The organism is Candidatus Binataceae bacterium (genome assembly GCA_035294265.1).
Lineage (GTDB): Bacteria > Desulfobacterota > Binatia > Binatales > Binataceae > DATGLK01.
Genome location: DATGLK010000085.1, coordinates 12,945 through 24,486 on the forward strand (window position 1 = coordinate 12,945; position 11,542 = coordinate 24,486).

Here is an 11,542-nt window from a genome sequence, read left to right on the forward strand (position 1 = left end):
GGTCAAGCCTCGTTGCTGTCCACAATCAGGGTGACTGGTCCGTCGTTGACTAGCTCGACCTCCATTTTTGCTCCAAAGTGACCGTGCGCAACTTCCAATCCGCGTTCGCGGCAGGCGGCGATGAACAGCTCGTAGAGCGAGCGTGCCTGTTCGGCGGGAGCAGCCTTGGAGAAGGAGGGGCGGCGGCCGCCGCGCGTATCGGCCAACAAGGTGAATTGCGAGACCACCAGCATCTGGCCGCCAGCGGCGACCAAATCCAGGTTCATCTTGCCGTTTGGGTCGGGGAAAATGCGCAAGGCCGGCAGGCGCCGAGCCAGGGCGTGGCAATCGGCCTCCTGATCGCTGCTGGCCACCCCAAGCAAGACCAGCAGCCCTCGGCCGATGGCTCCCACCCCGCGCCCTTCCACGCTTACCCGAGCCCGTGTTACCCTTTGAACAACCGCTCGCACCGGACCGTCTTACTTATGATGTAGCAGCGCCGCACCGGCCAGTACACCCGTCTGGTGAGAGCGCCGGCCGCATATTATAGTAGGGGAAACGCTATGCTGCCGGTTTTGTTTCGAATAGGACCGCTCACCGTCTACAGCTACGGCTTGATGATGGCTTTGGGCTTCATCGCCGCTGATCTGATCTGCACCAGCGAGTTCAAGCGCCGCGGCTTGAATCCCGACCAGGCCTCGATGCTGGTGTTGTGGGCGGCGCTGGGCGGGATTGCAGGCTCGCGCCTGTACGACGTGATCGATAATTGGCCCCAATATGCCACCCATCCCAGCACCATCATCTTTTCCGGTGCGGGTTTTGTGTGGTTTGGCGGCCTGATGGGTGGCATCGCGGTCAGCTTTCTGGTCGTGCGCCATTATGGGATCAAATGGTTGGTCGCGGCCGACTCGCTGGCTCCGGGGATCGCGATCGGGCAGGCGCTGGGACGGGTGGGCTGCCTGCTGTCGGGCGACGGCGACTGGGGCATGGAATCCAAGCTGCCCTGGGCGATGTCCTACCCGCATGCGATCGTGGGTTGGACCGGACGTAGCGTGCTGGCGCTCAATCATGCCAATCAGCTGGTGGCGGCTCCGGGCTGTAACGATTATGGCTGCGCGCCCTGGGTCCGGGTCCATCCAGCGCCAATTTACGAGGCGCTGCTTTATACCGCGGTTTGCCTGTTCCTGTGGTCTATTCGCAAGCGTTCGCAACCGGACGGGCGGCTGTTTTATCTCTACCTTATCTTGGCTGGAGCCAGCCGCTTCATGGTGGAATTCATTCGGGTCAATCCTCGGGTGTGGATGGGGCTATCCGAAGCGCAACTGATCGCGGCTCTGATGGTGATCGGCGGCTTGGTATTATACGCCTGGTCGTACACCCAACAACCTGCGGCACTCCAGCGCGAGGCCGCCTGGGCATCGCAACCATGAAGTACAAAATCCTATCGGTGGCCGGTTTGGTTCTAGTAGTTGCGGGGATTGGCACCCTGGGCCTGCGCCTGTGGGCACGGCCGTCGGTGGCGGCACCACAGAGCTCCGATGTGATGGCCAGTACCACCGGCTCGGCGCCAGTTGCGGCGGGGGACTTGGCGGCGAATTTCCGCTTACAGAGCTTGAGTGGCAAAGAAGTCTCCCTCAAGAATTTGCGCGGCAAGGTGGTGTTCCTCAATGTCTGGGCGACTTGGTGCGGCCCCTGCCGCGATGAGCTGCCCTCGATGGAAAAACTTTACGAGGCCTTCAAGTCGCGCCCCGACTTTGTCATGCTAGCAGTCAGCGAAGACCGCGCCGGGCGTCCCGTGGTGATGCCGTTCGTCGAACAGAATAATCTGCATTTTGAAGTCCTGCTTGACCCCGACAACCAGATCGGCGACGCCTATAACGTTACCGGCGTACCCGAGACCTTTATCATCGATCGCAATGGGCGGATCGTGGCTCATCACGTGGGCGGGTTCGACTGGTCGCGCGACGATATCCGCGAGGCGCTGGGCGAGCTGCTCAACAGCAAGGAGAGCTAGCTTTGGCGCTTCGCCCAGAGCTGATTTTGTTCATCGCAGGTTAGTTATCGCAGGTTGTTTAATGACCACCATAAAGAAAAACAAGTGGCTTATCACAGGGCTTCTGTGCGTGGTTGCGTGCGTGCTGATCGTCGGCCAACTTGCGGTCCGCCGCGCTCAAGCCTTACCCGACAGCTCCTACGACCAACTCGAGACCTTCGCCAACGTGCTGGCGATCGTACAGAAAAATTACGTCGAGCCAGTCTCTACCAAGGATCTGATCAACGGCGCGATCACTGGGATGTTGGCTTCGCTCGACCCTCACAGCGCCTACCTGACCCCGGACCTCTATAAAGACCTGCAAATCGAAACCCGGGGCAGCTTCGGCGGCCTGGGGATCGAAATCACGATCAAAAATGGTGTCCTGACCGTGGTCTCGCCCATCGAGGACACTCCGGCATATCGGGCCGGGATCAAGCCCAACGATGAGATCATCAAAATCAACAACGACTTTACCAAGGACATGACTCTGACCGACGCGGTCAAGGCGATGCGCGGGCCCAAGGGTAGTCCGATAAGCCTGACCTTGCATCGCGACGGCGTGCCCGAACTGTTCACGGTCACGATGAAGCGCGACGTCATTCAGATAAAGTCGGTCAAGGCCCATCAGCTACCGGGCGGCTATGAATATATCCATCTGACCACATTCCAGGAACATAGCGACGAAGACCTGGAAGCAGCGATGAGCAAGTACGAAAAGGAGCATCACGGCCAGATCAAGGGCCTGGTGCTGGACCTGCGCGACGACCCCGGTGGCTTGCTCAATCAAGCGGTGCGGATAGCGGATGATTTCCTGGACGGCGGCCTGATCGTCTATACGCAAGGCCGGCGACAGAGTCAGGAACAGAAATACATGTCGCACAAGAAGGACAATTTCGTGGACTACCCGATGGTCGTGCTGGTCAATGGCGGCAGCGCCAGTGCCAGCGAGATTGTCGCCGGCGCCCTGCAAGACCATCATCGTGCCGTGATCGTGGGGACTCAGACCTTCGGCAAGGGGTCCGTCCAGACCATTCTGCCGCTGGATGATCGCTCGGCGTTGCGGTTGACCACCGCTCGCTATTACACGCCCAACGGGCGCTCTATTCAGGCGGTCGGAATCACGCCCGATGTGGTGGTGGAGGAGCCGCGGTTGGCGAGCAATACGATGGAAGTGCCGGCGGGAACCGCAGACCAGGATGAAGAGATTCGCGAGAGCGATCTACCCCACCACTTCATCAACGGCCAAAAGAAGAGCCCGGCCACCAGTGGCTTGAGTCTGCCGCATAGCGGCCAAGTGGTCCCGGCCAAGCCGGAGAACCAGAGCAAGGCGGGTGCCAAAGGCAAACCGCAGGATGTGCAATTGCAGGCCGCCATCAACGTGCTGAAACACTGGAACACCTACAAGGCGCAACTTGCCAAGGAAGATAAGCTGGCGGCCAGCAACTAGGCATCATTCCGCGGTAGCTGGAGCGCTCTCAACCACCCCCAGCCACTTGTCAGGGCTCTAGCCTGGTTTATCAGGTGCGGCTACCCTCGCTTGCCCGCGGACTCACAGTTGCGGGTTTCAAGGCTAGGCGGTCGGTCGCACCTAAGCTTCCCGTCATCCTCGGCGCACGGAAATGGCGAACCAGCTGGCCGTCAGGCCGCGCTTCGAGCGCCACGGCTAACCACGCTGATTGAACTGGTTCATCGCTCGCTCCACGCCATCATTGAGCACCGCCCGCGCCGCCTGAGCCGCGCGCTCCAGTTGCGGCTGTATCTGGGCCATCTGGGCAGCATTCATAGGCTCCAACAGATAGCCGACCGGTTCGCGTCCTTGCGGCGCATGGCCTACTCCCATGCGCAGACGCAGGAAATTGGCGTTGCCCAGCAACTCGATAATCGAACGCAGGCCGCGATGGCCGCCGTCGCCACCACCGCGCTTGAGCCGCACCACTCCCGGTTCCAGATCCAGGTCGTCATGGAACACCAGCAGGCGGCCCAGCGGCAGCTTGAAGTAGCCTAGCAAGGAGACCACGCTCTCACCGCTCAGATTCATGAAAGTTTGCGGTTGCGCCAACAGGACCGGATGGCCCCCGAAGTCGCCCCGGCCCAGCCGCGCCTTGAAGCGTTGTTGGCCTAGGCTGATGGCGGCTTGGTGGGCGATCAGCTCAATCGCGAGGAAACCCAGGTTATGGCGGCTGTGGGCATAGCGCTCGCCAGGATTGCCCAACCCCACCAGCAGCCACGGCTCCCGACCTCGCTCCGAATCCTGGACCGAATCCGCGCGCGGCGCGCGAAAAGATTGGAACAACCGCCGAAGGGTCATCGTACCTGTTTTCTGCTCCGCTCAGGTTCCAGTAAAGCAGGACGGCGGACGCGCCACCGCAGCAGCGGGCGCGTCCTTCGCCGGTAGCACTTTTGGCTCAAGCGCGCACCCTTGACCGCCCGCGACCCGCGCCGCCGCCGGCACGCGCCGCAGGGACCAAGGCGGTTAGCTCCCGGAGTAGGATTTTCATTTCGGCAGGTTTGCCGATGGTAATTCGCAGGCAATCGTAAAGCAGCGGAGTATCGAAATAACGCACCAGGATGCCACGCCGGCGCAGCTGCGCGGCCATCCCCTCAAGCTTAATTCCCGTCATTCGCGCCAGCACGAAATTGGCCGCCGAGGAAGGGACTTCGAAGCCGATTTTGCGCAACCCGACCTCGGTCATTCTCCGCGTGCGCCGCACCCGCTGCACGTTGCGCAAGGCCCAGGCGGCGTCGTTTAAGGCGGCGGCGCCGGCTGCCTGCGCCAGACAATTTAAATTGTAGGAATCCTTTACTTTGAGTAACTGCTCGATCAGAGGCGGCGGTGCCAGCAACAGCCCCAACCGCATCCCCGCCAACGAGAACGACTTGGACATCGTACGCAGGATCACCACGTTGTCCAAGGCTCGCACCAGCCGTAGCGAGCTGCGCTCGGCGAAGTCGACATAGGCCTCGTCAATCACCAACAGGCGCGGGTGCAGTCGGCGCGCCAATTCGATCAGATCCTCGCGCGCCACCAGCGTCCCCGAGGGGGAGTTGGGATTACACACGATCGTCAGCCGAGCGCGCGCGCGCGCCAGCGCGCGCAGGGGAAAGGCGAAATCGCGCCCCAGCTCGACACGTATCACCCGCGCGCCCGCAATCGCGGCCAGCGTGTCGTACAGCGAATAGGTCGGCACCGCCCAAGCCGCTACATCGCCCGCGTCCAGGGTGGCCCGAAACAGCATCGAGAGCAGCTCATCGGAGCCGTTGCCGGCCAAAATCATGTTTGCCGGCAGGCGGTAATAGCGCGCCGCCGCTGCCACCAGGCTATCGGCCCGCGGCCGCGGATACAGCCGCAAACTTTCGGCCACGGCCGCCTGTACGATCGCGCGCCGCACCCGGGGCGAGGGCGGATAAGGGTTCTCGTTGGTGTTAAGCTTGATCAGGCGCTCACCGAGCCGGGGTTGCTCTCCCGGCAGGTAAGGCGCCATTCGTTCAATCGCGGAACGAAACATGCAACTGGCGGGCCCGCTTAAACAGCACCATCGAATCAAAGTGCCACAGGCGCGCCGCCGGGGAAAGAGCCGCACGCCAGCGCAACCGCAATGGGATCGGGTTGCGGCAAGTGCGGCGGAGCATTAAAGATGCTGCAGATGTTTTGCAAAACCAAATCACTGGTCCTGTTGGCGGCGATGGGGTTGGCTACGGCCTGCGCTCAAACTCTTACTACTCCGCCGGTTATCAATCCGCCGGTTCGCCCTTCGCGCGTCCAAATGCTCGAACCCATGTTGGCCCAGGCCGGCTTCAAGCAGGTACCCATTACGCCCGCGATGCAGCAGGCGATCGCGGGGCTGACTCCGTTGCGCTTTAACAGCTTGGAGCGCAAAGGTGTGCTTACCTATTATTTCCCCGACACCAAATTTTGCGATTGTGTGTATATCGGCAGCTTGGCAGCCTACGAAAGGTACAAACAACTGCGCGAGCAGGCACCCTCCGCACCAACACCCGACCAGGCCCAGATTGACCAACTGCTCAACTCCGAGGTGCCAGTGCGAGGCGAATGGAATCCGGTGGGCTCTATGATGTTCCCCTGAAAAACCGGCTTTAAGCAGGGGCCAAAAACCCTTTCGGCCTGCGCGAAGTCGGCTTTCCGCATAAAAACAGCCGCTGCGTCAAAGACGGTTTGCTTCCTTGGTCTTCTCTTTCTGCAAACCCCGTTCCCTGACCAGGGGATTTACGGAGTGGGTATCTGGAATGTCCCAAGGCTGCGCCGCCACGAGCCACGCCACCTGGCCGCGCTTTAGAGCCGACTGCCCAAAACCAATCCCGCTACCGCGCCCAGCGCTCCGCATACCACGCTGCCGAGCATGTAGAAGGCACCCGCCAGCATCTCGCCGTCCTGCAAGAGCCGAATCGATTCAAATTCAAAGGTGGAGAAGGTGGTGTAGCCGCCCACCACGCCGATCGCGAAGAACAGCCGCCAATTGGGCCCCAGCCAGACCCGGTCCTCGGCAAAGGCCAGAAAAAAGGCAATTACGAAGCTGCCGGTAACGTTGATGAAGAAGGTACCGTAGGGAAAGCTGGAGCTCAGGCGAGCAGCGAACCAACCTCCCACCAGATAGCGCGCCATCGAGCCCAGCCCGCCTCCCAACGCCACCAGCAAAGCCGCCAACATCGTCCGCGATTCCTCGGCGTGCAGGTCAGGCCAGCAACGCGCGTATCATTTCGCTACGCCCCATGAGTCCCACCCGTACACCGTCGCTGCCATCCATCTGATCCGCCTTTCCGCCGACAAGGCGAGCAGCGGCTCGGCCACGGCCAGCATCATCGACAGACCTATCGACAGCCGCACAGCCGAGGTGTGGATCGGGCTGGAAACACCGAAGCCCGCCGCTCCGCGCCGCGCCTAGATCAGCACCGAGTAGCGCGACTGATTGTATAGAAATCGCGCTCACTGAAAAACGCCGCAACCTGTTTGGCCCTTCCCGTGAACATGAGCCCTGTCCTCGCCAAGTTTCGCGAAACCGCTCAGGCCCGAGTTCTGCCGCAATCTGGAAGGTGACGAGCCCGCTTGCGAACAAACTTACGCGCTATGTTAGGTAGTGGATAGCACCAAGGATCTTCGAGCCCGTGGCGGAATGGGCGTCGCGGGTCAGCCTGACTCTGGCATGTACCCGCGGATCGGGCTAAATGGTCCTGTGGGGATTGTTAAGGGGTCAGCGTTGAGCGATACGACAGTCAAATGTATGCGTTGTTGCGCTCTTCGATGGTTCTCTGGCCGTGACAGTCGCCATCAACGCGGGCCCAGATGATGGGAGAAAAGCTGTGAAGTTTGGACATTTTTGCCTGCCCACCTATTTTGCCGACGTCGATGGCGACCTGGGCGAATTCATGCGGCACTTCGTCGATATGCTGGCCGAGAGCGAAGAGTTGGGCTTCGATTCGTTGTGGGCCAACGAGCATCATTTCGATGCTTATGGCGGCATCATCCCCTCCACTCTGACCATGCTCTCCGCCTTGGCCCAACGTACCAAGCGGGTGCGTCTGGGCTCGTCGATTATCGTCTTGCCTTTGCACAATCCCATCGAGATCGCCGAACAGTTGGCGATGATCGATCTGATGTCCAACGGCCGGGTGGATCTCGGCGTGGGGCGCGGTTTCGTGGCCTTCGATTACGATCGATTTCATGTTCCGATGGAGAACTCGCAGGATCGGCTCAAAGACGGCTTGGCCTTGATCCTCAAAGCTTGGGCCAACGAGCACTTCAGCCACGACGGCCCATTTTATCAAGCTAAGGATTTGCAGCTTTGGCCGCGCCCGCAGCAAAAACCACGCTTGCCGGTCTGGCTGGCCTGCGGCGGCACGCCGGAAAGCTTCAAATGGGCAGGCGAGCAGGGTTTTGGCATCCTAACGGTGGCCTATCGCGGGGTCGAGCCGCTGATTGGATTGAACAAGGTCTATCGCCAGGCGTGGCGTGCGTCGGGCCATCCGCCCAATGACTATCGAATCGCCGCCCATTACCAGGTCGTCCTGTCTGACAATCGCCAGGAAGCCAAGGCGCTGGCCGCCCAAGCGCTTCATCGCTATATCGGGGCCAGCACCCACACTATCGACCGCATGCGTGGCGAACGCAACATCGAAGAAGAGCAGAAAGTAATCCGCGACGTCCACAATATCGACGAATTAATTGCGGCCTCCCGAATTTTGGTCGGCACGCCGCAGGAAGCCGTCGAGATTTTGCAGCGCGGTCAAGAATTGATGGGCTTTACCCAGGTCGATTGTACCTTTCGCTTCGGCGGCCTGCCTCTGGAATATGCTGAGCGTTCGCTCGATCTGTTCGCCAAGCACGTGATCCCCAGACTGCACGATTAGCCGGCCCAGCCTGGCGCTGCTGACGAAACCGCGGCGCGGGTGCGGCTTGACGCTAAACCAGCCTTCGTGGTAGCGCGCATGGTTAACGGGCGGGCTCAGTCAGGGAGGCAAACGATGCGCAGACCAAAACGATTGCGCTCCAGGTCACGGCTGGGAATCGCGGCCGGTATCTGCGCTCTGGCTTCACTGCTTCTCAGCGTCGTTTCGGACCTAGCTGCCCCGGCGAGGGCGCAGGCTGGCGACGTAGGCCAGTCGGCCAGCTCGAGCCATCCGTCGGCGCTTCAGAGCGCGCTCAACCGTGCCTTGCTGGGCGGCGACCTCACTCCGGTGCGCTGTGTGATCGACCACTACCCGGAGTTCAGCGGGGTAGCGGTTGATTCCGACCACGACGTGGTTGCCTTCAGCGATTTTAATCTCAAGAGTCTGCTGCTCTATCGGCGCACTGGCAACGTGGTGGAAGATGGCATCACCCAGCCGCTAACCCAGATAATCGGCCCCGACACCCGCTGCGAAACCATCGGCAACGTGTTGGTCGATCCGGTGCGGCGCGAGGTCTATACCCTCAACGCCGATACCGGCGACAGTATCATGGCCTTTCCCTACAGCGCCCGCGGTGACGCCACTCCGCGCACGCTGGCGGTGCCCCACGGCGCCTTTGCGGCAGCGATCAACCAGGTGCGAAAGGAGATCGCGGTCTCTTCCACCGCGGTGGACATCGTAACTATCTTTCGGCTGGGAGCGACCGGCTTGACCCACCCCATACGCTACATATGGGGAGCGAAAACCGGCCTGGCCGTCCCCTGGGGGATCTTCTGGGACCAGCAACACAATGAAATCGGCGTGGCCAATGACGGCAACTGGTGGGAGGGGGATTTCGGCAAGCATTCGGCCCGCGATCTCAACCTGGTCCGCTTGCAGGGGGCGCAGAACGAGCCGCGCCTCAAGGCCGAGTTCCGTCCCCCCTCCATTCGCATTTATTCCGGGCTGGCCCAGGGCGATGTTACCCCGCTGCGGGTGATTCAAGGGCCCAAGACGCAGCTTGATTGGCCGCGCTCGATTGCAGTGGACACTGTTCACAATCTGATCGCGGTCGCCAATCTGGGCAACAACTCAGTCCTCATCTTCGCTCGCGATGCCAATGGCGACGTGGCGCCCTTGCGCGTAATTCACGGCCCTCACACCGAGATTCGCAATCCCACCGGCATCGCGATCGATAGCCGCCACGCGGAAATCTGGGTCGCCAACTTCGGCCATCAAGGCGAAGCCTTCGACCTCAACGCACAGGGCGATGTGGCACCCAAGCGGATCATTCGCAATGCCCCTCCAGGGACTCCGGTGGTCGGGACCAACAGCACGATGGCGCTGGGCTACGACAGCAAGCGCAACCAGTTACTGGTTCCCAATTGAAACATCGACCCGCGTCTTGCCGCGTTTGCCAGGCTGGCAAACGGCGACATGCAGCCGGTGCGTACCATCCAGGGCAGCCACACCCGCCTTTCGCGAACCATCCATGGCGTGGTTTATAATCCGGCGCGCGATGAAATCGTCATCCCCAGCACGCACGCCGCCGCCATCCTGACCTTTGCCGGCGATGCCAGCGGTAACCAACCGCCCTTGCGCTATATCCAGGGCCCCGACACCAGGCTTTCGGAGCCCTGCGGGGTCGCGCTCGATCCGGTACGCAAACACATCCTGGTAGCTAATCTGGGCAGCCACTCGGTAACAGTCTATCCCTGGCTGGGACAGGGCAACGTCAAGCCGGTACAGGAGATTGCCGGGCCCAAGACGCGGCTGGGCTCGATCATGGGAGTTTCCTACGACCCCGAGCATGACGTGATCGTGGTCTCGGGCTCGGAACCCACCATCAGCCGCTCGCGGCCGGCGATCTTCATGTTTCGAGGCACCGATGACGGCGACGTCGCTCCGCTGCGCGAAATCGTGGGCCCGAAAACCGGTATTTTGGGCGACTGGCACACCGCGGTTTACAAGGGCGAGATCTTCGTCAGCGTGATGCAATCCGATCTGATTCCCACTTACACCTCGGCGGGCTTGGTCCCTACCTATGTCAAATACGACTTCACCCCTCATATTCCGACCTACCACGGCATCAGTCCGCGGGCCGGGCTGAAAACTATTCCACCCTCGGGCTGGGTAGCGCCGGCGGGCTTCGTGGGAGTATGGTCGGAGACCGCCAACGGCGACGTGCCACCGATAGCTATAATCAAAGGCGTGGATACCGGCCTATCCCATCCCTCCAGCATCGCGCTCAACCCCAAGGAAGGAGAGATTTACGTGGTCGATCCCGGCCACGGAATCTTCACCTTCTTGGCACCTCAGCTCTTTGGCCTGGGCGAGTAACGATCCAAGCGCCAGATAGGCTTATCGACTGCCAGGCGGCACAAAGCCTGACCCCACAGTGGGCGGCTTCCAGCTATCGTCGACGGTCGGCGCTTTCCAAGAGTTGTCTACTGCAGGCTTTTGGAAAGGACTGGTGGCGATCGGAGCCACCCGGATGGAGGGCGCGCTCCTGGCCTGGCTATCGTTCGATTTGGACAGCGGCGGCGCAGTCAGCGAGACCGTGTCGCTGGCCCCCGCGCTGCCCATCGCGAGTTGTCCAACCGCCACACGCGCCATGCCAGAATCGACAATCAGCCAGAACCTCTGTCCAGCCGGGGCGCATACCCTGGTCGTCACGGTGCTGGCGCTGGCGCGCAGCGCTGGCCGCACGAAAGCACCCGTCACGCTGTGACTGGCAAGAAACGCTTTCAAGTCGCGACCCACCGGCAGTAGTTCAGCAGTGTTCACCCACCCGGCATAGCCACCGTAACTGGCCGGGAAATGAACGGTAGCGTCGACACGCGCCCATCCCTGTGGCAACTGGTTGCATCCGCCGCTCGCTCCACCGCGCTGCAGTGCGTCCATCCTGACCCGGTCGCGGGCCATGTCATTCTGGTTTTGCATCCATTGGTCGCTGCCGACGTACCCTCCATAAATCCCGTTGCTGCCGGACTGCGCCAGCGCAAGCTGCGCCGCCAGCATCATCGCGAGGGATGCTCCAGCCACTATCAAACTTCTTGCCGCCATCGCTCCTAATCTCCCCTAAGGCTGAAGTTTCAGCGCGCGATCGTTCTATCGGCAGCATAATTGACGCAAGTGACTCCTCGA

Annotated in this window: 12 protein-coding genes; 7 read left to right on the top strand and 5 right to left on the bottom strand. The window is 61.2% G+C overall.

Annotation, left to right across the window (positions count from 1 at the left end; translation table 11 throughout):
• Positions 1-2: 2 nt before the first annotated feature.
• Complete coding sequence (dtd, locus tag VKV28_13405; protein HLH77793.1) at positions 3-449, bottom strand: D-aminoacyl-tRNA deacylase; 447 nt, start codon at positions 447-449, stop codon at positions 3-5.
• Positions 450-542: 93 nt separating this feature from the next.
• On the opposite strand from dtd, the gene lgt reads away from it, so the two are divergent.
• The 3 genes from lgt to VKV28_13420 all read left to right on the top strand — a co-directional run bounded on the left by lgt (position 543) and on the right by VKV28_13420 (position 3,461).
• Positions 543-1,409 (top strand): prolipoprotein diacylglyceryl transferase, encoded by an 867-nt coding sequence (lgt, locus tag VKV28_13410; GenBank protein ID HLH77794.1) that lies wholly within the window; start codon positions 543-545, stop codon positions 1,407-1,409.
• Complete coding sequence (locus VKV28_13415) at positions 1,406-1,993, top strand: TlpA disulfide reductase family protein (GenBank protein ID HLH77795.1); 588 nt, start codon at positions 1,406-1,408, stop codon at positions 1,991-1,993. Before lgt ends, VKV28_13415 begins: the two co-directional genes overlap by 4 nt.
• Positions 1,994-2,054: 61 nt before the next feature.
• Positions 2,055-3,461, top strand: coding sequence for a S41 family peptidase (locus VKV28_13420; GenBank protein ID HLH77796.1), 1,407 nt, complete (start codon positions 2,055-2,057; stop codon positions 3,459-3,461).
• Positions 3,462-3,677: 216 nt separating this feature from the next.
• Here VKV28_13420 and pth read toward each other — a convergent pair whose 3' ends face one another.
• Positions 3,678-4,322, bottom strand: coding sequence for an aminoacyl-tRNA hydrolase (gene pth, locus VKV28_13425; protein ID HLH77797.1), 645 nt, complete (start codon positions 4,320-4,322; stop codon positions 3,678-3,680).
• Positions 4,323-4,419: 97 nt separating this feature from the next.
• Positions 4,420-5,520, bottom strand: coding sequence for a histidinol-phosphate transaminase (gene hisC, locus VKV28_13430; protein HLH77798.1), 1,101 nt, complete (start codon positions 5,518-5,520; stop codon positions 4,420-4,422).
• A gap of 138 nt (positions 5,521-5,658) precedes the next feature.
• On the opposite strand from hisC, the gene VKV28_13435 reads away from it, so the two are divergent.
• Entirely contained in the window at positions 5,659-6,099 is a 441-nt protein-coding gene (locus VKV28_13435) for a hypothetical protein (protein HLH77799.1), read from the top strand.
• Positions 6,100-6,305: 206 nt separating this feature from the next.
• Here VKV28_13435 and crcB read toward each other — a convergent pair whose 3' ends face one another.
• Positions 6,306-6,680 carry a fluoride efflux transporter CrcB gene (gene crcB / locus VKV28_13440; protein ID HLH77800.1) on the bottom strand — a complete coding sequence of 125 codons (375 nt, stop codon included), beginning with the start codon at positions 6,678-6,680 and terminating at the stop codon, positions 6,306-6,308.
• Between the two features lie 650 nt (positions 6,681-7,330).
• On the opposite strand from crcB, the gene VKV28_13445 reads away from it, so the two are divergent.
• From VKV28_13445 to VKV28_13455, 3 genes are all read left to right on the top strand, one after another.
• The gene (locus VKV28_13445) at positions 7,331-8,377 is read left to right on the top strand and encodes an LLM class flavin-dependent oxidoreductase (GenBank protein HLH77801.1); all 1,047 of its coding nucleotides are present in this window, start codon (positions 7,331-7,333) and stop codon (positions 8,375-8,377) included.
• 114 nt (positions 8,378-8,491) lie between these two features.
• Entirely contained in the window at positions 8,492-9,784 is a 1,293-nt protein-coding gene (locus VKV28_13450) for a hypothetical protein (GenBank protein ID HLH77802.1), read from the top strand.
• 48 nt (positions 9,785-9,832) lie between these two features.
• A complete protein-coding gene (locus VKV28_13455; GenBank protein ID HLH77803.1) occupies positions 9,833-10,735 on the top strand; it encodes a hypothetical protein in 903 nt (300 codons plus the stop codon).
• 21 nt (positions 10,736-10,756) lie between these two features.
• Here VKV28_13455 and VKV28_13460 read toward each other — a convergent pair whose 3' ends face one another.
• Positions 10,757-11,461, bottom strand: a complete 705-nt coding sequence (locus VKV28_13460) for a hypothetical protein (GenBank protein ID HLH77804.1) — start codon at positions 11,459-11,461, stop codon at positions 10,757-10,759.
• Between the last annotated feature and the right edge of the window lie 81 nt (positions 11,462-11,542).

Excerpts from the sequence above, each read along its gene's own strand:
- crcB (HLH77800.1), bottom strand. The coding sequence starts at position 6,680 with ATGTTGGCGGCTTTGCTGGTGGCGTTGGGAGGCGGGCTGGGCTCGATG.
- hisC (HLH77798.1), bottom strand. The coding sequence starts at position 5,520 with ATGTTTCGTTCCGCGATTGAACGAATGGCGCCTTACCTGCCGGGAGAG.
- pth (HLH77797.1), bottom strand. The coding sequence starts at position 4,322 with ATGACCCTTCGGCGGTTGTTCCAATCTTTTCGCGCGCCGCGCGCGGAT.
- VKV28_13450 (HLH77802.1), top strand. The coding sequence starts at position 8,492 with ATGCGCAGACCAAAACGATTGCGCTCCAGGTCACGGCTGGGAATCGCG.
- VKV28_13455 (HLH77803.1), top strand. The coding sequence starts at position 9,833 with ATGCAGCCGGTGCGTACCATCCAGGGCAGCCACACCCGCCTTTCGCGA.
- VKV28_13415 (HLH77795.1), top strand. The coding sequence starts at position 1,406 with ATGAAGTACAAAATCCTATCGGTGGCCGGTTTGGTTCTAGTAGTTGCG.
- VKV28_13460 (HLH77804.1), bottom strand. The coding sequence starts at position 11,461 with ATGGCGGCAAGAAGTTTGATAGTGGCTGGAGCATCCCTCGCGATGATG.
- VKV28_13435 (HLH77799.1), top strand. The coding sequence starts at position 5,659 with ATGTTTTGCAAAACCAAATCACTGGTCCTGTTGGCGGCGATGGGGTTG.
- lgt (HLH77794.1), top strand. The coding sequence starts at position 543 with ATGCTGCCGGTTTTGTTTCGAATAGGACCGCTCACCGTCTACAGCTAC.
- VKV28_13420 (HLH77796.1), top strand. The coding sequence starts at position 2,055 with ATGACCACCATAAAGAAAAACAAGTGGCTTATCACAGGGCTTCTGTGC.